Raw genomic sequence first — 20,023 nt, forward strand, 5'->3', positions numbered from 1 at the left:
TCGCAGCAACGCCCACGTAGTATGTGGCGGGTGGGTACACGGGTAGCAGAGCGGCGACGCGAGCAGTCCGGGCCCACCCGCCGTTCTTCGTCAGGCAGTTCGTCGTCTGGCCCTTCTTCGTCTGGCCCTTCTTCGTCAGCACAGGCGTCGCGAGGCGCGCGCATCCCGATGCCGGTCGCCCTCACGATCGGCGGGGTCGGCATCCTGCTGGTCTTCGCCATTCGGGCAGTGACGCCGGCCTTCGGCCCATGGTCACTGCCGAACCAGGTGCAAGACCTGCTCACGCTGAGCATCAGCGTCATCATCGAGTCGCTGCCCTTCGTGATTCTGGGCATCCTGCTGTCGATCCTGGTGCAGGTCTGGATTCCCGACCGCTGGATCGTGAAGGTGTTGCCGCGCAATCCGTGGGCGCGGCGAGCGGTGATCTCGTTCATCGGCATCCTGTTGCCGGTCTGTGAGTGCGGAAATGTGCCTCTGGCCCGCGGGCTGATGATCAAGGGGTTCAGCGTCTCGGAGTCGATGACGTTCCTGCTCGCGGCACCTATTCTCAACCCGATCACCATCGTGACCACCGGACAGGCCTTCGGTTTCGACAGCCCGATCTTCCTCTGGCGCGTCATCGGAGGATTCGTCGTGGCCAACGTCGTCGGCTGGCTGTTCTCGCGTCATCCGGATCAGGACAGCCTGATGACCGACCGGTTCGCCGCGGAGTGCGCCATGCCCGATGACCATCATCACGGCACTGATGGTTGGATGCGTGGCCGGTGGAAGAAGAGCATCGAACTCTTCACCCACGAGGCCGGGACGATCATGCCGGCGCTGTTCATCGGCTCGCTCGTCGCCGGGCTCGTGCAGGTGGCTGTGCCGCGCGCCGTGCTTCTCGGGCTCGGCAGCAATCCAGTCTGGTCGATCCTCGCCATGATGGCCCTGGCCTTCGTCATCTCGGTCTGCTCGAACGTCGACTCCTTCTTCATCCTTCCGTTCGCGAACACGTTCATGCCGGGTTCCATCACGGCGTTCCTGGTGTTCGGCCCGCTCATCGACATCAAGATGCTCACCCTCATGCGCACGACGTTCCGGGTGCGGGTGCTCGTCATCCTCACCGTCGTCGTCGGGTTGCTCTCCGCGCTGATCGGATTGGTCGTGAATTACATTGCCTAGACACACTCACGGGCGAGATCGCGCTCGTCGCTGGCCGGCGATCCAGCGCTGGCAGGGCGTCGTGCTGGTCGTGGCCGCACTGGTCTCCACGATCTGGCTCGCGGTAACCAACCAGCTGATCCTCTACATCCACCCGCGCTACATCGTCTTCACGGTCATCATGGCGCTATTCGGGCTGGCACTGGTGATCGGCAGCTTCGTCAGTCGACCCGACCACGATCACGAGGAGCACGAGCCCACGGGGGGCGGTCGAGTGCTCTCGGTCATCGGCAGTGTCGTCACGCTCGTCATCGCCGTCGCGCTCGTGGTGGTTCCACCGGCGACGCTCACCACCGCTACGGCCGACCAGCGAGTGATCAACGCGAGCCAGTTGAGCAGCACGTCGAAGAGCGTGGGCTCCGCAGCATCCGCTCCCACCGGCGCATCGGCGGGGTTCTCGGTGGCCGACTGGGCCTCGCTGCTGCGCCAGACCAGCGACCCCGGCTTCTACGCGAATAAGCCGGCGGATGTCGTGGGCTTCGTGAGCGCAGACAAGACAGACCCAGACAACGTCTTCTATGTCTCGCGCTTCGTCATCACCTGCTGCGCCGTCGACGCGCAGCCGGTGGGCGTCCCCGTGTACCTCCCGAACTGGAAGAACGGCTTCGCGGCCGATTCCTGGGTGCGGGTGAAGGGTGACTTCAGCACCAATCCGAGCCGCAGCAGCAGCCAGACCGTCGTGCTCATTCCCACCTCAACCGCGAAGACCGAACAGCCCAGTGATCCCTACCTCTACTGACCCACACGCGGCTGGCCCAGATCAGGTGCAGCACCGCCGGTACGTACGCGGCATCATCGCGACAGTCGTCGTGCTCGCCATTCTGTGCGGGGCGTTCCTGGTGCTGAACACGCTTCGAGGCCCGAAGCTGTCGAGCGCCACCGTCGATCGCACCCTCGTCACGTCGCAGGCCGGCCAGCAGCTGCGGTTGTTCGCCAACCAGAATCTGGCCAAGGTCACCCCCAAGCAGGTCGTCGTCACGCCCGCAACCCCGGTCACGGTGACCAACACCGGTCAGGTGATAGCGGTGCAGTTCGACCAGCGGCTCGACTACGCAACGCGGTATTCGGTCAGTATCGACGGGGTGCACAGCAGCTATCAGAACCAGCGCGCGACCTTCAGCTATCGGTTCACCACGGCGGCGGCGAGCCTCTACTTCCTCGACCGCGCCGACCCCGGAAAGGCGTCGGATGGGCTCGACTCCATCGTGCGAACCGGTCTTCGGGGTAGTGCGAGCGACACGGTGTACTCGGCCCGGCACATCCAGGAGTTCGTGGTCTTCTCGCGTCTGATCGCGGTGGTGACGATCGCCGACGACGGAACCGATCGACTGGATCTCGTGTCGATCGGTAACGACGCAGCGGTCGAGCACATCTCCCTGCCTCGGTCGGGCGTGATCGAGAATCTGCAGGCATCGCCAGACGGCACCCGCATCGGGTTCACCTTCGGCAGCGCCGATCAGCCCGACGAACTGATGACGGTCGATCTCACCGGCACACACCTCGTCACGCCACTGCTGGGCCTCGACGGCCAGCCGCTGCAGATTCTCGACTGGTTCTTCCTCAACGGCAGCAGTTCCATCGTCGCTCAAGCCGTCGACCAGTCCGTTCTGCTCGTCGACCCGAAAGACCCGAAAGTATCGACACCGCTCGGCAATTTCTCCGCGCTGGAGACGCAATCTCCCGACGGTAGCGCGATCGTCGTGGCCGACCCGCTCAGCCGCATCGCGCTGCGCCTCAAAGATCTGCACGAAACGCGCCTGTACACCCACGAAGTGGGGGGCAACCAGACCTTCGGCGGAGCCATGCAGCTGCTGTCAGACGCGGGCGGCCAGACGACGTCGATCCAACAGGCGGTCGTTCCCGACCCGCAGACCGGCGCCTATGTGAGCTATCTGCTCTACCAGCGGGGCGCGGCCACCACCCGCATCCTGTTCGGCGGAGCGCAGTACAGCGGGAGCATCGACGACTTCCACGTCTCACCCAACGGACAGTATGTCGCCATCACGACCGTGCCAGACTTCGCCACCAGCGTCAGTGACGGCTATGCGCACGAACCGCGGGCGACCTCCGTCAGCACGATCTTCGTCGATGTGGCGACCGGCACCATCGTGCGCAGCGTCGACGGGTTCGACGTCACCTGGTGACCTGTGGCGCCCTGCTCAGCGGATGCCGCGGCGCTCCCTCTGGCTCACCCTCAGGCCGCTGGACCGCAGTCGCTCCACCAGCTGGCGCATCGTGACCGGCTCCGCACCGGCGGCCACGAGCTCGCTGTAGCGCGCCTCGGGAACGTCGTAGTGATCGAGGTCGAAGCCGCGGCGGGGAATGCCCATGGCCTCGGCGAATGCGTGCAGTTCGTCGAGCGAGGAGTCGCTGACGAGGTGCGACCAGAGCGTGCCGTGGGCGGGCCACCGGGGCTGGTCGATCAAGATCATAGGGTCCCGTTCGCGAGAATGCTGAAAGACGAGAATGCTGAAAGGACATGCTAGTTGGCTGTGGCGCGGGGCACGGTGCGTACCGGGTCGAGGCGAGGATAATTCGAGTGCGACCTGAAAGGAACTGAGCCATGACGCCGACGTCTGAGCAGATCGAATCCGAGCGCCGGGGTGCTCCCGAACTTCTGAAGGGGGCGGCTGTGGTCTCCGGGGGAGTGCTCGTGGTCCACGCCGCGGAACTGATCGCCAGCACGGTAGCGAACTTCGGACTGTACACGGACTCTGGCGGCGTCTTCGGGTTGACCTTGCTGTCGGTATTCGGTGAGATCGCATTCGCGCGACTTCCCTTCGCGGTCGGGATCCTGTTGACGTTGTGGTTGGTTCGTCCCGCCGTCGCGAGATCGAGCATCCAGCGGGTCATTGGCACCGGGGCGATCGCGGCGCTCGGGGGCGGCATCCTGTTATTTGTCGTCCAGCTTGCGATGCAGATCGTCCAGGCACCGAATTACTCCCTGATGGGTCGCGTGCCCGGCGTTAACCCGTTCTATTCCGTTACCTTCGCGCTGAACATCGCAATCACAAGCTTTCCACTGGTCATCTTGGGCGTCGTGCTTCTCTGGTTGTACCTGCGCCGTCGCTCGATCTAGGGCGCCTCGAGTGCGCGCGACGGGCTGAAGCACCTCGAATATCGGGTACCCTCGAAGAAGCGTGAGTGAGGCGCGACCCGAGTTTGACCGGGTGGTCGGTGATCGAGTATTGTTGACCCTTGGTGTGCGCTGGGCTGAGCCCGCAAATCTGCACGCCAGGACTTCTTCCGGAATCTCCTCCGGTCACATAGTTAGGGTTACAAGTGGTTTACGCAGTTGTGCGCGCCGGCGGTCGGCAGGAAAAGGTCGAGGTCGGAACGATCGTCGTCCTTGACCGCATCAAGGCAGACAAGAACGGCAACGTCGAGCTCGCTCCCGTGCTGTTCGTCGATGGTGACAAGATCACCCACGAGGCTTCGGCACTCGCGAAGATCACCGTGACCGCTGAGGTCGTCGGAGACCTGCGTGGCCCGAAGATCGTCATCCAGAAGTTCAAGAACAAGACCGGGTACAAGAAGCGCCAGGGCCACCGCCAGGAGCTCACCCGTCTCAAGATCACCAGCATCAAGTAGTCGAGGAGCTGACTAATGGCACACAAAAAGGGCGCAAGCTCCACCCGTAACGGTCGCGATTCCAACGCTCAGCGCCTCGGCGTGAAGCGCTTCGGCGGCCAGGTCGTCGGCGCCGGCGAGATCATCGTCCGCCAGCGCGGCACGCACTTCCACCCCGGCGTCAACGTCGGCCGTGGCGGCGACGACACGCTGTTCGCTCTCGCGGCGGGTTCGGTCGAGTTCGGCGCGAAGGGTGGCCGCAAGGTCATCAACATCGTCGCGGCAGCAGCCGAGTAACACTCGTCGTCGGCGCACAGCCGACACCCGGTGGAGCGAGCTTCGGCTCGCTTTCACCTTTTAACCCCAGTTCCAGGCACGACAAAACGAAGGGATGCGTTGTGGCTACCTTCGTTGACCAGGTAACGCTCCACCTCAAGGCGGGCGACGGCGGCGACGGTTGCGTCTCGGTCAAGCGCGAGAAGTTCAAACCTCTCGCCGGCCCCGACGGCGGCAATGGCGGAAACGGTGGCGACATCTTCCTCGTCAGCGACAGCTCCGTCACCACGCTCCTCGGCTTCCACCGCGCCCCGCACCGCAAGTCCGACAAGGGCGGCCCCGGTATGGGTGACCACCGCAACGGTTTCAACGGCGAGGCCGTCGAACTGGCGGTTCCGGTCGGAACCGTGGTCAAAGACGCCGAGGGCAATGAGCTCATCGATTTCGCCGAGCCCGGCATGCGCTACCTCGCCGCGGCAGGTGGCCAGGGCGGGCTCGGCAACGCCGCTCTCGCCTCGACCAAGCGCAAAGCGCCGGGCTTCGCACTGCTCGGTACGCCGGGCATCGATGGCGATGTCTACCTCGAGCTCAAAGTCGTGGCGGATGTTGCGCTCGTCGGTTACCCCTCGGCGGGCAAGTCGAGCCTGGTCGCTGCGGTCTCCGCGGCCAAGCCCAAGATCGCCGACTACCCCTTCACCACCCTGCACCCCAACCTCGGCGTCGTTCAGGCGGGCGAGGTTCGCTACACAGTGGCGGATGTCCCCGGCCTCATCGAGGGCGCTAGCGAGGGAAAGGGCCTCGGCCTCGAATTCCTCCGCCATGTCGAGCGCTGCTCCGCACTGCTGCACGTGCTGGACTGCGCCACGCTCGAACCCGGGCGCGACCCGCTGAGCGACCTCGACGTCATCCTGGGCGAGCTCGCGGCATACCCTGTGCCGGAGGGTCAGCTGCCGCTGCTCGACCGCCCCCAGCTCATCGCTCTCAACAAGGTCGATGTTCCCGAGGGGCGCGACCTCGCCGACCTCGTTCGCCCCGACCTCGAAGCGCGCGGCTACCGCGTGTTCGAGATCTCTGCGGTGAGCCGTGAGGGGCTGCGCGAGCTCTCGTACGCTCTTGCCGAGCTGGTCGAGAAGCACCGGATCGAGCTCGCCGCCATCCCGGTGGCTCCGCGCATCGTGCTGCGCCCGCGTGCCCAGAACGACGCCGGTTTCGTCGTGCGTGTCGAAGGCGGTTCCGGCGGCAACGTGTACCGCGTCGTCGGCGGCAAGCCCGAGCGCTGGGTCGCTCAGACCAACTTCAGCAACGAAGAGGCGATCGGCTATCTCGCCGAGCGTCTCGCCAAGGGCGGCGTGGAGGACGCGCTGTTCAAGGCCGGCGCGGTCGGCGGTTCGACGGTCATTATCGGTCCGGTCGAGTTCGACTGGGAGCCGACGCTCACCTCTACCGCGGAGCTCATTGCCGCTCCGCGCGGTACTGACCCGCGTCTGCTGCAGAACGATCGCCCGACGAGCAAGACCCGTCGCCAGGAGTACCTCGACCGCATGGATGCGAAGGCCGAGGCCCGTGCCGAGCTGGAGCGCGAGCGCGAGGCCGGGCTGTGGCAAGACGACGAGGGCTTCGCCGTGGTGAACGCTGACACGGATGCCGCGGCTGACGCTCCCAGCGCTGACTGAACACGCAAATGACTGAACTGGCGCATGACTGAACCGATTACGTCCAGGGCCGAGATCACCTCGGCCCGCCGCATCGTCGTCAAGGTGGGGTCATCCTCTATCAGTGGCGCCAACACGGGGCAGATCGCGCCTCTCGTCGACGCCCTCGCCGCCGCGCACGCGCGCGGCTGCGAGGTGATTCTGGTGTCATCCGGCGCGATCGCCACGGGGATGCCCTACCTCAAGCTCGACTCCCGCCCTACCGACCTCGCCACCCAGCAGGCGGCGGCGGCGGTTGGGCAGAACCTGCTCATCTACCGCTATCAAGAGAGCATGCGTCGGTTTGGGATCGTCGCGGCCCAGGTCTTGCTCACCGCCGGTGACCTCGAGAACCCCACCCACCGCGGCAATGCACAGCGCGCGATGGAGCGGTTGCTCGACCTGCGCATCCTGCCGATCGTGAACGAGAACGACACGGTCGCCACGCACGAGATCCGGTTCGGCGACAACGACCGCCTCGCGGCCCTCGTCTCGCAGCTGGTCCACGCCGACCTGCTCGTGCTGCTGTCGGATGTCGACGCGCTATACACACGACCACCCCAGTTGCCGGGTGCCCGCCGCATCGATCACGTCGCCTTCGACGAGGATCTGTCGGGCATCGAGTTCGGTGACATCGGCGCCGCCGGCGTCGGAACCGGGGGAGCGGGCACCAAGGTGGCGGCAGCCCGGCTCGCCGCGTCATCCGGAACCGCCGTGCTGCTGGCATCCACTTCGCAGGTCGCGGAGGCGCTCGACGGTGCCGACCTCGGCACCTGGTTCGCCGCAGCCCACCCGCCGGTCGAGTAGCGCACGCCGTCTACGGCGCCCACCCGCCGGTCGAGTAGCGCACGCCGTCTACGGCGTCCGCCTATCGAGACCAACCGACGAAGTGTCAAGATGGCGCGCGGTGCAGTCAACAGGATGGGCCCGCCGTTAGTGCCGAATCCATCCTGTTGACGGACGATTCGACGATCTCATCCTGTTTGCGAACGGAGCAACCTGCCCGACGTTCCCCGTTCTGGGGACTGGGTTCCCCGCGACGACCGCCGTAGCGTCAGAGTGGAGAAGCTCGGGGGAGCTATCAGCACGAGGCAGCACGAGGCTCGGGGGAGCAATGGCACAGGTAGTGACGCGCGCGGCAGACGGTTCGGCGCTCCGCACGAGGATTCCGGCGTTCGACGCCAGCACCGCGTGTCTCGCGGTGCCGACACGCGAGCGCGGCAGGGTCGGGCGGATGTTCGGCGCGAGCCCGCTGCATCCCGACGCCGTCGCTTCTTTCCGCAAGGCCATCGCAGAACACCGGGTCGCCGCGATCCTGGGCCGCTTCGGCGCGGACTGGACCATGCTGCACTCGCTCCGGCTTCTCGACGGGTCGGTCATCGACCATCTCGCGGTGGGCCCACGCGGTGTCTACGCGATCACGTCCCTCGACCTCCGCGGCGTGAGGGTGCGGGTCGACGACCTGTCGGTCTCCGCCGACGGCGACCGCACCGACCATCTGCGTGACGCGCACTATGTTGCCGAGCTCGCCGCACGACACCTCAGCGACTTGGCGGGCGTGGCCGTACCCGTCATCCCGGTGGTCGTCATCCGCGCGAAGGAGCTGCGGTTCATCAGTGAGAGTCCTATCGTCGCCGTGGTCGCACCGATCGAGCTGAGCAGATGGTTGCTGACTCGCCACCGCCGCCTCTCCAGTCGGGTCAGCGCGTACTTCTCCCTGGTCGCCGAAGACCCCCAGACCTGGCTGGCCGCCCCGGTGTCGAAAGAAGCGGTGTCGAAAGAAACAACGAGCGAGATGCCGAGCGGCGACCCGACCGAGGAGCCGAGCGACGCCTTCCGCGCATTGCGTCAGCAAGTGGATGCCGCGGCTCGCCGTCGTCGCGTCTGGAAGTCCGCTCTGCTCGGCACGGCCGCGGCCGCCGCGCTGATCGCGGTGGCTCTCGGTCACGCGACGCTGGTCGCCTTCAGCTGACCGGCTGAGCTGACACGCTGACCGGCTGACCGGCTGCCCGGCTGACCGTGGCTGACCAGCTGACCGGCTGACCGGCTGACCGTCGCGATCTGGGCGCGCGTACAATCGCTGCATGCCTGAGATCGCCGTCGTCGCGCCTTCGCGCACGCAAAATACGCTGCTCGCTGTGCTCGACGACGCCAGGGTCGCCTCCCGCACGCTCGCCACCGCAACCACCGACCTCAAGAACCGCGCCCTGGCCGCAATCGCCGATGCCGTTGAGGCGAACGCGGGCCGCATCATCCCGGCCAACGATCTCGACCTGGCGAATGGACGCGAGAACGGTCTGAGTGACGGCCTCCAAGACCGCCTCCGACTCGATCAGACCCGCTTGACCGCCCTCGCCGACGCCGTTCGACAGATCGCCGCGCTGGCCGACCCGGTGGGCGAGAACGTGCGTGGTCAGAGCTTGCCGAACGGCCTGAAGCTCAGCGAGGTGCGGGTTCCCTTCGGCGTCGTGGGCGTCATCTACGAGGCCCGCCCGAACGTCACCATCGACATCGCGGCGCTGGCGCTGAAGAGCGGCAACGCCGTCGTGCTGCGCGGCGGCAGCGCGGCCCAGAATACCAACCGCGTACTGGTCGAGCTGATTCAGGAGTCTCTCGCACGCGTCGGTCTGCCGGGGGAGTCGGTGCAGACCATCGATGAGTTCGGTCGAGACGGAGCGCATCAACTGATGCAGGCCCGCGGCTACGTCGACGTGCTCATCCCGCGCGGAAGCGCCGAGCTCATCAGCACCGTCGTCGCCGAATCGACGGTTCCCGTGATCGAAACCGGAGCCGGTGTGGTGCACGTCTTTCTCGACGAGTCGGCGAATCCGCAGTGGGCGGTGGACATCGTCGCGAACGCCAAGCTCCAGCGCCCGAGTGTCTGCAACGCGCTCGAGACGCTGCTCGTGCACGAGGCGGCGGCCGAGCGACTGTTGCCCTCCGTGCTGGGAGAGCTGCGGTCATCCGGCGTCACGATTCACGGCGACGAGCGCACCCGTGCGCTGTTCCCGGATGCCGTACCGGCCACCGAAGAGGACTGGTCGACCGAGTATATGAGCCTCGATCTATCGGTGCGGGTCGTCTCCGGACTCGACGAGGCGCTCGAGCACATCCGCACCTATTCGACCGGGCACACCGAGTCGATCGTCACCAACGATCTCGCCAACACGGAGCGCTTTCTGGCCGAGGTCGACTCCGCCGTGGTGATGGTCAACGCCTCGACCCGCTTCACCGACGGCGGCGAGTTCGGGTTCGGCGCCGAGGTGGGCATCTCCACCCAGAAGCTCCACGCGCGCGGTCCGATGGGCCTGTCGGAGCTCACCAGCACGAAGTGGATCGTGCGAGGGGCCGGCCAGGTGCGCGGCTGACGCCGTGCCCGTTGGTAAGATTGTCGCGTTGTACTCGGCGACGTTGTGCCTCGAGACATTTTTTTGAGTCGTAGTATCCAAAGATTGGGACTGGTGGATTTCGGTGCTGAGCACGATCGTTCGCGCTGCTGAGGAGACCTCGCACGCGCTCATCTTCCCCAACTGGGTCTTTCCGATCATCGCCGCCGTGGTGTTCACGGTGCTCGGCTTCGTCGTCTACAGCTTCCGCGACGTGGCAAACCGTCACAGCGAGAAGACCGGCGGCAACGCCAGCGGCCACACGACGGATCACTGACCACGGCATCTTCCGTGACCGAGCCCGCGCAGCGTCGCGCCCGAATCGGAGTGATGGGCGGCACCTTCGACCCCATCCACCACGGTCACCTGGTGGCGGCCAGCGAGGTCGCCCAGTCGTTCGACCTCGATGAGGTCATCTTCGTTCCCACGGGAACGCCGTATCAAAAGAGCGGTGTCACCGAAAGCGAGCATCGCTATCTGATGACGGTGATCGCCACCGCCGCCAATCCGCGCTTCAACGTCAGTCGGGTCGACATCGATCGGGCAGGCCCGACGTACACCATCGATACCCTGCGCGACCTGCGCGACCTGCACCCCGACGCCGAGCTTTTCTTCATCTCTGGTGCCGACGCCATCGCCCAGATCTTGGACTGGAAAGACGTTCGCGAGCTATGGTCGCTTGCTCACTTCGTTGCTGTGACTAGGCCGGGACATCAGCTGAGTATTTCCGGTTTACCATCCACCGACGTAAGCTTGTTGGAGGTGCCGGCCCTCGCAATCTCCTCTACTGATTGCCGAAGCAGGGTCAGCAGGGGATTCCCGGTGTGGTATTTGGTCCCCGACGGCGTTGTTCAATACATCTCCAAGCACCACTTGTATCGGAGTGCGACATGACAGCATGGCAAGATCAGCCGCCGCTGAGCAGGCGACAGGTTCGACAGAACGAACGCAACGGGTCCGCCGACGGACAGCTCGAGGTGGATTCCGCGCGCCCTCGTGAGGGCTGGGATGTCGACGCTCGTCGCGCCGCCACGCCGGAAAATGTCGCTGCCGGTGACGCCACCGGTACCGCTGGTGACAATGCTGCTGCTACGGATGCTGCGTCAGCAGACCACGCCACAGGTCGCGCCGTCGACCAGAGTGCGGTGACTCGTCCCGCTGTCGCCGGAGGGCGTCGGGCGCAGCGCGCCGTCGGCCCCGCAACGGTTGATGACGTCGCCGCCGAGACGCCCGAGGCTGGTAACCCCGAGCAGACCCCGTACCGAGTGCGTGACTTCAGCCCGGAACAGCGCCCGCGCTTGACGGCGCCGGAATCGGCGGGATGGGCACCGCCCGTCACCCCGTCTGATCTCGACAATCGCGCGCAGTCAGCCGCGTTCCCGCCTCCGGCATCGCCCACAGCTGTCGTGATGCCCCCGATCGTTCCGGTCGCACCCGTCGCCGGCACAGCGGAAACCTCGGTCGTCCCGCTCACCCGCCGCGAGCGTCGCGCTCTCGAGCAGCGCGGCCTGGTGCGCCCGCCGGTCGAGTTCGCTCCGGTTGCCGCGCCGGCCGCCGAGTCTTCGGCGATTGCTGCCGCCGAGCTGCCCGCGGCGTTCGATGACCTGCTCGCGCCGACATCCACCGCCCCGGTCCAGGCCGACGTGGTCGAGACCGTCGCTCCGCCAGCCCTAGTAGATCCGCTGATCTCTCCCGCGACATCCTCGTCCGACGTGGCCGCCCAGAACCTGGTTCTCGGCGAGTCGCTCTCCCTGCTCGACCTCCCCGCCGAGGAGCAGGCTTCGGCCGCTCCGGTGCGGCTGCGCGACCGCTTCCGTCGGCAGTCGGCTCCGGTCGAGACGGCTGCTGTCGAGGACGACGAGGTCATCGTCGCGGAGATCGTCGAGGCTCCTGTCGCTCCTAAGGCTCCTGAGCTTCCTGCAAGCGCCGTTGCTCAGCCCGCGCCGAGTGCGGAGGCTCGCCTCGCCCCACAACCCGTTGATCAGGCACCCGTTGCGCCAGCGCCCGTAATCACTCCGGCGTCAGCCCCGGTAGCCGAATCGCCGGCAGAACCGAGCACCGAGACCGGGAGCTTCGTACCGCCGGTCGGTCACTGGTCCACCCAGGCCAGCATCGATGACGACGAGCAGTTTCAGCAGCAGCCCCTCGCGCGCAACATCGGTGCGACCAGCGGCGCAATCACCACCAATGCCCTGGTCATCCCGTCCCTCCCCTCGGAGGAATTGCTGCGCCCGCTCGGCGCTACCGGCGAGATCCTGATCACCGGCTCCATCGACCTGCCTCGCAGCATGGGCGCAACCGGCGCCCACCCCGCCCGGTACGACCACTCCGACGTCGACGCCCTGCTGGACGCCGACGACCGCGAGGATGCGCACCCCGAATCAGCCCCCGTGCGCGCCATCCGCGCCGTGAGCACCCACACCTCCACCCGTGGCGTCATGGACGCCCGCAAACCCAAGGGCAATTCGCGACTGCCGATCATCTTCGGCATCATCGGTGCCGCGTTGGTCGTCGGAATCGTCGCCCTCGTCGTCGCTGGAATGGTTTTCAAGATCTTCTAGATCTTGTGCGCCGTCTGCCTGTGACATCCGTTTCTTACTCTTCTTTCTCCGTTAGGACTCCGTGACCGCGACCGACCATGCCCGCGAACTGCTTCACATCGCCGCCAATGCTGCCGACTCCAAGCAGGCTGAGGATCTTGTCGCTCTCGACGTCTCCGGCCCGCTTCCGCTGACCGACATTTTCCTTCTCGCCACGGGACGCAACGAGCGCAACGTCGTCGCGATCGCCGGCGAGATCGAAGACAAGCTCATCGAGGCTGGCCACAAGCCGCTACGTCGCGAGGGCCGCGCCGAGGGGCGCTGGATCCTGCTCGACTTCGGAGACCTCGTGGTTCACGTCTTCCACGAGGAAGACCGCATGTACTACTCGCTCGAGCGCCTCTGGAAAGACTGCCCGGTCATCGCGATCGACGTTCCCGTTCGCGAGAACGCCGACTGACAGCGATCGAACTCCCCTCCTGGAGGGGACCGACGGATGACCCGGCTCGGGTCATCGCCCTGGTCGACGCCTGGGCGCATTCCGCCGACCTGGCCGCGCTCGTCGCGGCCTTCGGCGGACGAATCTCTGCCGTCGACCCGCTGCCCTGGCTCGATCGATTCTCGGCCGCGCACTGGGACTTCCGCGGCGGACTCGAGCGCAATCTGGCGCGCGCACCGCAGCTGACGGCGGCGCAGGAGCGACTGGTGTTCGACCTTGCGCCAGCGCTCGGCCTCGCCGACCAGGATGTCCCCGCCCTGCGGCAGTACGACACCGTGCTGATGACCGGCGGAATGGTGCGGGCCGATCTCGTGAAGCCACGCCACGTCAGTGCCCTGCTCGATGAGGGGCTCGACGCGCGCAGAATCGTCTTCCTGGGCGGCTTCCGCCCGTTCGCCGGAGACGAAGCCGAGCTCGCACGCGCGATCGGTATCGACGCGAACGACGAGTTCGGCGCCATGGTCGCGGGAATGAAGGCAGCGTTCGGTCCACTCGGTGAGGCCGTGGTCGCCGGTGTGGAGGAGTCGACACCGTTCGGGTCGTGGCGAGAACTGCGCTGGAGCCGCGGGGCGATGGAGTTCGTGGTGCTGGCGGCACCGTCATCCGTTCCCGAATCTCGGCGGGCCGATACCGCAGACACCTACCGCTTCTGGGCGGAGCAGCGCCGGGCGCCGGGCGAACGAAACGCGCTGATGGTGACCACCCCAATCTACGTGCCCTATCAGGGTGCCGCGGCGGTGCAGGAGCTCGGGCTCGCGCACGGACTCGCGGTGCAGACCGTCGGGACTAGTGCGGCCGCGAACGATCTGGGGGAGTTCAGCCAGGTCTTCACCGCCGCCCATCACCTGCAGGAGTTGCGGTCCGCGATCCGGGGGATGCGTTCCTTGCGTGCCGCTCTGAGCTGAGTCGTTCGGCTCTGTCACATGCAGTAACACGGTTTGGTTGAGCCCGATCCGCTTGCCATACTCGGCTTTTTCCCGTCTTCCTCGTTTCAGTAATGGCGCTGTCGCGTGACGTGTCCACCCCTTCCTCGTATCGGTGCCCATGATCTCCCTTCACAGCGTGAGCAAAACCTTCGGCGACCACACGCGCTCCGTCGCAGCGCTCGATGACGTCAGCCTCGACGTCGCGCGTGGCGAGATCTTCGGCGTGGTCGGCCAGAGTGGCGCGGGCAAGAGCACGCTCATCCGTACCGTGAACCTGCTGGAGCGACCGGATGCCGGGGCTGTCGTCGTCGACGGGGTCGATCTCACTTCGATCGGTAGCGGTCAGCTGCGGCTCGCGCGGCAGAAGATCGGCATGATCTTCCAGCACTTCAATCTGCTCTCTAGCCGTACAGTGCGCGGCAACGTCGAACTGGCGCTCGAGGTGACGGGGGCTGAGCGCCGGGAGCGCCGCCGTCGGGCGGACGAGATCCTCGACCTGGTCGGACTCACCGACAAGGCCGAGGCGTACCCGGGCCAACTGTCCGGTGGTCAGAAGCAGCGGGTGGGTATCGCCCGCGCCCTCGCTGCCGAGCCGACCGTGCTGCTCTCCGACGAGGCCACCTCGGCGCTCGACCCGGAGACCACCCGCTCGATTCTCGAACTGGTGCGCACCATCAATCAGCAGCTCGGGCTTACGGTGCTGCTGATCACGCACGAGATGGATGTCGTCAAGACGATCTGCGATTCGGCTGCGCTGCTCGAGAGTGGGCGCATCGTCGAACACGGGCCGCTGGTCGAGCTGATCTCCCGTCCCGGCTCGCGTCTTGCCGCCGACCTGTTTCCGCTCGGCGCTGTACCGCCTCACGCCGGCAACACGGTCATCGACATCACGTTCAGCGGGGGATCCGCAGACCGCCCGGTGATTGCACAGCTCGCACGTACGCACGGTCTGGATGTCAGCATCCTCGGTGCGGTGATCGAGACCATCGGGGGCAGTCAGGCCGGTCGCACCCGGCTGGAGCTTCCGGGCAGCGCGGCGGCGAACGCCGCAGCGATCGCGGATCTGCGGTCACAGGGGCTTCTGGTCGAGGTGGCGGCATGAACAACGATCCGAGCGCTCCCGGGTTCTGGTCGGCGCTGGTGCAGGTGCTGCTCACGGGCACCGGGCAGACGCTCTACATGGTCTCCGTCGCGCTTCTCATCACGCTGATCGTCGGCCTTCCGCTCGGCATCGTGTTGGTTGGAACGGAACGCGGTGGCCTGTTCGCGGCGCCGTTCGGCCGCCGCGGCCTGGGCGTTGCGATCAACCGGGTTCTCGACTTCATCGTCAACCTGGGGCGCTCCATCCCGTTCATCATCGTGATGATCGCGATCATCCCGTTCACCCGGTTGATCGTCGGAACCTTCATCGGAACCACCGCGGCCATCGTGCCGCTCTCGATCGTGGCCATCCCGTTCTTCGCCCGCATGGTCGAGATCGCGCTGAAGGAGATCGACCCCGGCCTCACCGAGGCGGCAGAGTCGCTGGGGGCCACCCGCGGCCAGATCGTGCGGAAGGTGTTCATCCCCGAAGCGCTGCCGAGTATCGTGCTCGGACTCGCAACCACCATCACCTCGATCATCAACTTCTCCGCGATGGTCGGTGTCGTCGCCGGTGGCGGCCTCGGCGACGTGGCCTTCCGCTATGGCTACCAGGGCTTCAACACCCCGTACATCATCGCCGTGATCATCGTCATCTTCGTGATCGTTCAGATCATCGCCAGCGTCGCCGCCCTGATCGCCCGACGCCTGTTGCACGAGACGGCGTCGCAGGTCAGCCTCGGCAGTCTCGTCTCCTTCCCGAACGGTACCCAGCCCACCCGCTCGCAGCAGAGCATCTGACCCACCTCCCCGCAGGCCCACACCCTGCCCGCGCAATCCCTGCCTGCCCACACCCTGCCCGCCCACATTCGAACGGACACAGCACCCATGAAGATCACCGCCCGCATCGCCGGCATCGCCACTGCGGTGGCCCTCGCCGCCACCCTTGCCGCCTGCTCCTCGAGCACCCCCGCCGCAGAGGCCGGTGCTGCCGCGGTGAAGGACCTCGGCACGATCAAGGTGGGCGCGCTGCAGACGCCAGCCGGCGACATCCTGAAATACGTCAACGACACCCTGGCCAAGAAGGCGGGTCTCAACATCGAGTTCGTGCCGTTCACCGACTACAACACGCCGAACACAGCGCTTGCCGACGGCTCGATCGACGCGAATCTGTTTCAGAACTCGACCTTCCTGAAGACGTTCAACACCGCGACTTCGGGCGACCTGGTGAGCGCGGGCGAGGTCTACCTGCCGACCGCCGCGTTCTACAGCGACAAGCTCACCAGCCTCAAGCAGCTGAAGCGCGGCGCCACCATCGCCATCCCGAGCGACCCGACTAACGAGGGTCGCGCGCTGAAGATCCTGGCCTCGAAGAAGCTCATCGAGACGACGGCCGAGCCGACCAAACTCAGCGACATCACCGCGAACCCCAACAAGTACGTTTTCAAGGAGATCGACAACGCGACCCTGGCGCGGTCGCTGCCCGACGTGGACACCGCGTTCGTCACCATCTCGTTCGCGCTGCCCGCCGGCCTCACCGCCAAGCAGGCGATCCTGATCGAGCCGAGCGACAGCCCGTACTACAACGTGCTGGCGACCACGCCGAAGCTCGAGAAAGACCCGCGCGTCGCGGCCCTGTACAAGCTCCTGCGCTCGGCGGAAGCCCAGAAGTTCATGGACACCACCTGGGGCGGCCTCGTAGTGCCATTCACGAAGTAGCCGAGACCGTCCGTCGTCTCGTGCGCTCTAGGCTCGAATCCGGCGCGGGCGCATCAACCACGGACGCAGGGCGCGGGTCACCAGCGGCAGCGCGAAATAAGTCATGATCGGCGACACGATCAAAACGAGAACCAGCACGCGCAGAAACAGCGGCCACTCTCCGTCGACGAACGACAGCACCCAGTTGAAGAACAGGCTGAGCGGATAGAAGACGACGATGATGCTGATCATCTGCTTCCAGCGCGGGGGAACGGATGTCGTCGCCGCCAGCACCTCCACCGTGGCGGGCTCGTCGAACCACCCCTCGATACCGGTGCGCTTCTCCTGGCGAGTGTCTTCGACCAACCCCAGCGCGCTGGCGACCCACCACTCCCGCTCGGTGGAATTCTCCCAGCCGGCGAGGCTCTCCGCGTCGGCGAAGCGATAGAGCATGTGCCACTGGGGGGACTCGGGGTCGGGTCGTACCCAGCCGGAGCCGAGGTAACCCGGCGTTGTGCTGAGCAGGTCCTGCCCGGCGCGAGCCCAGGCCGAGACCTCCTTGATGCGGTCGGGGGAGACGGTGCGGGTGATCGATACCGTGATGGGTTCTACTGCCATGACCCCAGTGTGCACGCGTTCTTGAGCGCTCGCGAAATGTAGTAATCTAAACAGGTTGCTTGATCGAGAGATCGAAAAACATGGGTCCATGGCGCAGCCCGGTAGCGCACCTGCATGGCATGCAGGGGGTCAGGGGTTCGAATCCCCTTGGATCCACAGAAATACCTGACCAGAGGTTCTTTTTCATAAAGCCGTTCGGCTGGAAAAGGACCTCTGGCCCAGTTAAGGGCCACTATAAGTCGTGGGCGATCTGGTCTGTCGCGGCGTCTACCGCCCCAACCCGATCCCACTGCACCACCCTTGGGTTCTCCCAGCGGCGTACGCGAGCGAAGCCGCTGCCGCACAGGGGCGGGACATCCAAGGATGCCGACCTTCTTCCCGAACGGGCACAGACACTTCGGGCCGTGGGACGCGAGCTCGATCGTCCGCGAGCTTCGCAAGTCGGGAGCGGACGCAACTTCCACCCCGTCGTCCGACGCGAGTAGATTCAGTCAATGAGCAAGCAATACGGCTGCATCGCCTTCACTGACACGGTCGACGCTGAGCAGCAGGCGTACGGTAGCGCAGAGTTCTATCGCCGCATGACTAGCAGGGGACACGGTTTGATCGCCGGTGATCCGTTGGGTGCAAGAGAGCAAGCGTTTTTCGCCACCCGAGACTCGTTTTACCTGGCTACCGTCAGTGAGACTGGTTGGCCCTACGTCCAATTCAGGGGAGGGCCTCCTGGGTTCGTTCGTGCGGACGAGCACACTCTCAGCTGGGCCGATTATCGCGGCAATCTGCAACACGTAAGTACAGGCAACATTCGGGCCGACGAGCGGGTATCAATTATCGCCATGGATTATCCCTCGCGAAGCAGGTTGAAACTTTTCGGACGAGCGCACGTAGTACGAGTCGAAGACGACGAAGGCTTTGTTGAAGGTTTGCGTCATCCGGACGAGACGGATGCCGTCGTCGAGCGGGCGATAGTGATAACCGTCAGTGCATTCGACTGGAATTGTCCACAGCACATAACCCCGCGCTACACCGCAAGTGAAATTGAGAACATATCCGGTCACAAGGCCGAGTAAGAGCGTGCGCGCGGCGACGGATTGGTCGGCATCTAGACAATCCACGTCGCAAATGACACCCCGTGCCAGACTCCAACCGGCGCAGGGTCCAAGCCACCATTGGCACCCCTCGGTCTCGACTGATGATGACTGCCGAAATATTGGCTGGGGTCCGTCCCGGATTCGCAGATAGCTCGAACATGGTGTCCTGCCCAACGATTACAACTCGACGATAGGCGCACAAACCCAATAAAGAACGAATACAAATATGAAAGTAGGAGACGAAAATGAGTACCTCCGAAGTCGTAACCCAGTTCCTTCAGCGCGTTGGCGAGCAGGACGCTGACGGCATCGGCAACCTCTTTGCCGAAGAGATCGATTGGTTCGTGCCCGGAAACCCTCGATTGCCGTGGACGGGCACTCGGTCGAAGCGGGCAGAAGTGCCGACGTATTTCAGGACGATGTGACCGTATTTCACCCCGGCGATGAGCGTTGTTGAAGTCGAAGACGTCCTGATCCATGGGAACACGCAGCGATGTTCGCTCACTTCAGCCACGTGGTGGACAGCACAGGCACAAAGTTCGAGACTCCCAGCGCTTTTCACTTAGTTGTGCGCGACGACAAGATCATCAAGCTGCACCTCTACGAAGACACAGGCACCGTGAGCGAAGCGTTCACGACTGGGCTCTGATCGATACCAAACAGCAGCTCCGCACTCCGCCTCATATCTGCAGGGCAGAGGGGGCGCTTTCAACGGAACGACGGAGGGCGATAGTGATCACGGTCAAGCCACGCTCGATGGAGGGTCAGGGGTTCGAATCCCCTTGGATCCACACAAGAGCACGGACAGTCGTGCAGGGAGGCCGTTCTCGGACACCGAGGACGGCCTCTTTCCGTTCACGACCGCTTACGCGGCCCCCGCCGCGCCTCCGTGGGCGTCCAGCCGCGTGGCCCGATCCGCGCGCCGGTGTGCGGTGCCGCACAATGAAGCCATGAAGATCTATGGCCGTGATGCTCCGGCATCCCGACGACAGCGTGCGGCCGATGCCATCACCAAATTCAGCGGGTCGATGACCTTTGTTCTGCTGCACGTCGTCTGGTTCGCGATCTGGATCGCCGCCAATGTGTTCGTGCCGCACAGCTTCGATCCATTCCCCTTCGGGCTTCTCACGCTCATCGTCTCGCTCGAGGCGATCTTCCTCTCGACCTTTGTGTTGATCACTCAGAATCGGCAGTCGGGCAGGTCGGACGAGCGTGCGGAGCAGGACTTCGAGACCAACCTGTATTCCCAGGCCCTGTCTGAGCTGATTGGCGAGCGACTCGGGGTGAGTGACCGAGACGTGCACCTGCGTTTCGAGAATCTCAAGTCTCAGGCGAAAAAAGAAGACGATGCAGATCCGAAGACCTGATCGCCTCGTACGCCGGAAAAACGTCGTACGGCCAGGGGCACCGATCTGGGTATCGATCACTTAGAGTAGATCGAGATCGGG

General features: G+C 65.2%; 23 protein-coding genes and 1 tRNA gene. 22 read left to right on the top strand and 2 right to left on the bottom strand.

Annotated features, from left to right (window positions below; translation table 11 throughout):
* The first annotated feature begins 168 nt into the window (after window positions 1–168).
* The 3 genes from IV501_RS02565 to IV501_RS02575 are packed head-to-tail and all read left to right on the top strand — an operon-like array spanning window position 169 to window position 3,344.
* Window positions 169–1,161, top strand: coding sequence for a permease (locus IV501_RS02565; RefSeq protein ID WP_200554835.1), 993 nt, complete (start codon window positions 169–171; stop codon window positions 1,159–1,161).
* Entirely contained in the window at window positions 1,154–1,939 is a 786-nt protein-coding gene (locus IV501_RS02570) for a TIGR03943 family putative permease subunit (RefSeq protein WP_200554836.1), read from the top strand. The genes IV501_RS02565 and IV501_RS02570 overlap by 8 nt, the downstream gene beginning before the upstream one ends.
* The gene (locus tag IV501_RS02575) at window positions 1,920–3,344 is read left to right on the top strand and encodes a hypothetical protein (RefSeq protein ID WP_200554837.1); all 1,425 of its coding nucleotides are present in this window, start codon (window positions 1,920–1,922) and stop codon (window positions 3,342–3,344) included. Before IV501_RS02570 ends, IV501_RS02575 begins: the two co-directional genes overlap by 20 nt.
* Before the next feature lie 15 nt (window positions 3,345–3,359).
* Here IV501_RS02575 and IV501_RS02580 read toward each other — a convergent pair whose 3' ends face one another.
* Window positions 3,360–3,632: a DUF4031 domain-containing protein gene (locus IV501_RS02580; RefSeq protein WP_200554838.1), complete on the bottom strand. Its 273-nt coding sequence runs from the start codon at window positions 3,630–3,632 to the stop codon at window positions 3,360–3,362.
* Between the two features lie 131 nt (window positions 3,633–3,763).
* Between IV501_RS02580 and IV501_RS02585 the strand changes: the two genes are divergently transcribed.
* From IV501_RS02585 to IV501_RS02655, 15 genes are all read left to right on the top strand, one after another.
* Window positions 3,764–4,279, top strand: coding sequence for a hypothetical protein (locus tag IV501_RS02585; RefSeq protein WP_200554839.1), 516 nt, complete (start codon window positions 3,764–3,766; stop codon window positions 4,277–4,279).
* A gap of 203 nt (window positions 4,280–4,482) precedes the next feature.
* Entirely contained in the window at window positions 4,483–4,791 is a 309-nt protein-coding gene (gene rplU / locus IV501_RS02590; RefSeq protein WP_200554840.1) for a 50S ribosomal protein L21, read from the top strand.
* 15 nt (window positions 4,792–4,806) lie between these two features.
* On the top strand, window positions 4,807–5,067 hold the full coding sequence (gene rpmA, locus IV501_RS02595; protein WP_200554841.1) for a 50S ribosomal protein L27: 261 nt from the start codon (window positions 4,807–4,809) through the stop codon (window positions 5,065–5,067).
* Window positions 5,068–5,168: 101 nt separating this feature from the next.
* Window positions 5,169–6,719: a GTPase ObgE gene (gene obgE, locus IV501_RS02600; protein ID WP_200554842.1), complete on the top strand. Its 1,551-nt coding sequence runs from the start codon at window positions 5,169–5,171 to the stop codon at window positions 6,717–6,719.
* A 24-nt stretch (window positions 6,720–6,743) separates the two neighbouring features.
* The gene (proB, locus tag IV501_RS02605) at window positions 6,744–7,544 is read left to right on the top strand and encodes a glutamate 5-kinase (RefSeq protein ID WP_200554843.1); all 801 of its coding nucleotides are present in this window, start codon (window positions 6,744–6,746) and stop codon (window positions 7,542–7,544) included.
* Between the two features lie 307 nt (window positions 7,545–7,851).
* The gene (locus IV501_RS02610) at window positions 7,852–8,709 is read left to right on the top strand and encodes a nuclease-related domain-containing protein (protein ID WP_200554844.1); all 858 of its coding nucleotides are present in this window, start codon (window positions 7,852–7,854) and stop codon (window positions 8,707–8,709) included.
* A gap of 112 nt (window positions 8,710–8,821) precedes the next feature.
* On the top strand, window positions 8,822–10,105 hold the full coding sequence (locus IV501_RS02615) for a glutamate-5-semialdehyde dehydrogenase (RefSeq protein ID WP_200554845.1): 1,284 nt from the start codon (window positions 8,822–8,824) through the stop codon (window positions 10,103–10,105).
* 103 nt (window positions 10,106–10,208) lie between these two features.
* A complete protein-coding gene (locus IV501_RS02620) occupies window positions 10,209–10,400 on the top strand; it encodes a hypothetical protein (protein WP_307812143.1) in 192 nt (63 codons plus the stop codon).
* A 14-nt stretch (window positions 10,401–10,414) separates the two neighbouring features.
* Window positions 10,415–11,017, top strand: coding sequence for a nicotinate-nucleotide adenylyltransferase (gene nadD / locus IV501_RS02625; protein ID WP_200554846.1), 603 nt, complete (start codon window positions 10,415–10,417; stop codon window positions 11,015–11,017).
* Window positions 11,014–12,684 (top strand): ribonuclease E domain-containing protein, encoded by a 1,671-nt coding sequence (locus tag IV501_RS02630; protein WP_200554847.1) that lies wholly within the window; start codon window positions 11,014–11,016, stop codon window positions 12,682–12,684. The genes nadD and IV501_RS02630 overlap by 4 nt, the downstream gene beginning before the upstream one ends.
* Before the next feature lie 61 nt (window positions 12,685–12,745).
* Window positions 12,746–13,123: a ribosome silencing factor gene (gene rsfS / locus IV501_RS02635; RefSeq protein WP_200554848.1), complete on the top strand. Its 378-nt coding sequence runs from the start codon at window positions 12,746–12,748 to the stop codon at window positions 13,121–13,123.
* Between the two features lie 5 nt (window positions 13,124–13,128).
* Window positions 13,129–14,067, top strand: coding sequence for a hypothetical protein (locus tag IV501_RS02640; protein ID WP_504739218.1), 939 nt, complete (start codon window positions 13,129–13,131; stop codon window positions 14,065–14,067).
* Between the two features lie 157 nt (window positions 14,068–14,224).
* Window positions 14,225–15,190 carry a methionine ABC transporter ATP-binding protein gene (locus tag IV501_RS02645; RefSeq protein ID WP_307812144.1) on the top strand — a complete coding sequence of 322 codons (966 nt, stop codon included), beginning with the start codon at window positions 14,225–14,227 and terminating at the stop codon, window positions 15,188–15,190.
* Window positions 15,187–15,969, top strand: a complete 783-nt coding sequence (locus IV501_RS02650) for a methionine ABC transporter permease (RefSeq protein WP_200554851.1) — start codon at window positions 15,187–15,189, stop codon at window positions 15,967–15,969. Before IV501_RS02645 ends, IV501_RS02650 begins: the two co-directional genes overlap by 4 nt.
* Window positions 15,970–16,056: 87 nt before the next feature.
* Window positions 16,057–16,887 (top strand): MetQ/NlpA family ABC transporter substrate-binding protein, encoded by an 831-nt coding sequence (locus tag IV501_RS02655; protein ID WP_200554852.1) that lies wholly within the window; start codon window positions 16,057–16,059, stop codon window positions 16,885–16,887.
* Window positions 16,888–16,914: 27 nt separating this feature from the next.
* On the opposite strand, the gene IV501_RS02660 is transcribed toward IV501_RS02655, so the two are convergent.
* Window positions 16,915–17,484: an antibiotic biosynthesis monooxygenase gene (locus tag IV501_RS02660; RefSeq protein ID WP_200554853.1), complete on the bottom strand. Its 570-nt coding sequence runs from the start codon at window positions 17,482–17,484 to the stop codon at window positions 16,915–16,917.
* A gap of 82 nt (window positions 17,485–17,566) precedes the next feature.
* On the opposite strand from IV501_RS02660, the gene IV501_RS02665 reads away from it, so the two are divergent.
* The 4 genes from IV501_RS02665 (at window position 17,567) to IV501_RS02680 (ending at window position 19,942) form a co-directional block, all read left to right on the top strand.
* Window positions 17,567–17,640 (top strand) — tRNA-Ala (locus tag IV501_RS02665).
* A 338-nt stretch (window positions 17,641–17,978) separates the two neighbouring features.
* The gene (locus IV501_RS02670; RefSeq protein ID WP_200554854.1) at window positions 17,979–18,554 is read left to right on the top strand and encodes a pyridoxamine 5'-phosphate oxidase family protein; all 576 of its coding nucleotides are present in this window, start codon (window positions 17,979–17,981) and stop codon (window positions 18,552–18,554) included.
* A gap of 266 nt (window positions 18,555–18,820) precedes the next feature.
* The gene (locus IV501_RS02675) at window positions 18,821–19,000 is read left to right on the top strand and encodes a nuclear transport factor 2-like protein (RefSeq protein WP_200554855.1); all 180 of its coding nucleotides are present in this window, start codon (window positions 18,821–18,823) and stop codon (window positions 18,998–19,000) included.
* A 525-nt stretch (window positions 19,001–19,525) separates the two neighbouring features.
* Window positions 19,526–19,942, top strand: coding sequence for a DUF1003 domain-containing protein (locus IV501_RS02680; protein WP_200554856.1), 417 nt, complete (start codon window positions 19,526–19,528; stop codon window positions 19,940–19,942).
* Window positions 19,943–20,023: the final 81 nt, after the last annotated feature.

The organism is Lacisediminihabitans changchengi, assembly GCF_016634425.1.
GTDB classification, from domain to species: Bacteria; Actinomycetota; Actinomycetes; order Actinomycetales; family Microbacteriaceae; genus Lacisediminihabitans; species Lacisediminihabitans changchengi.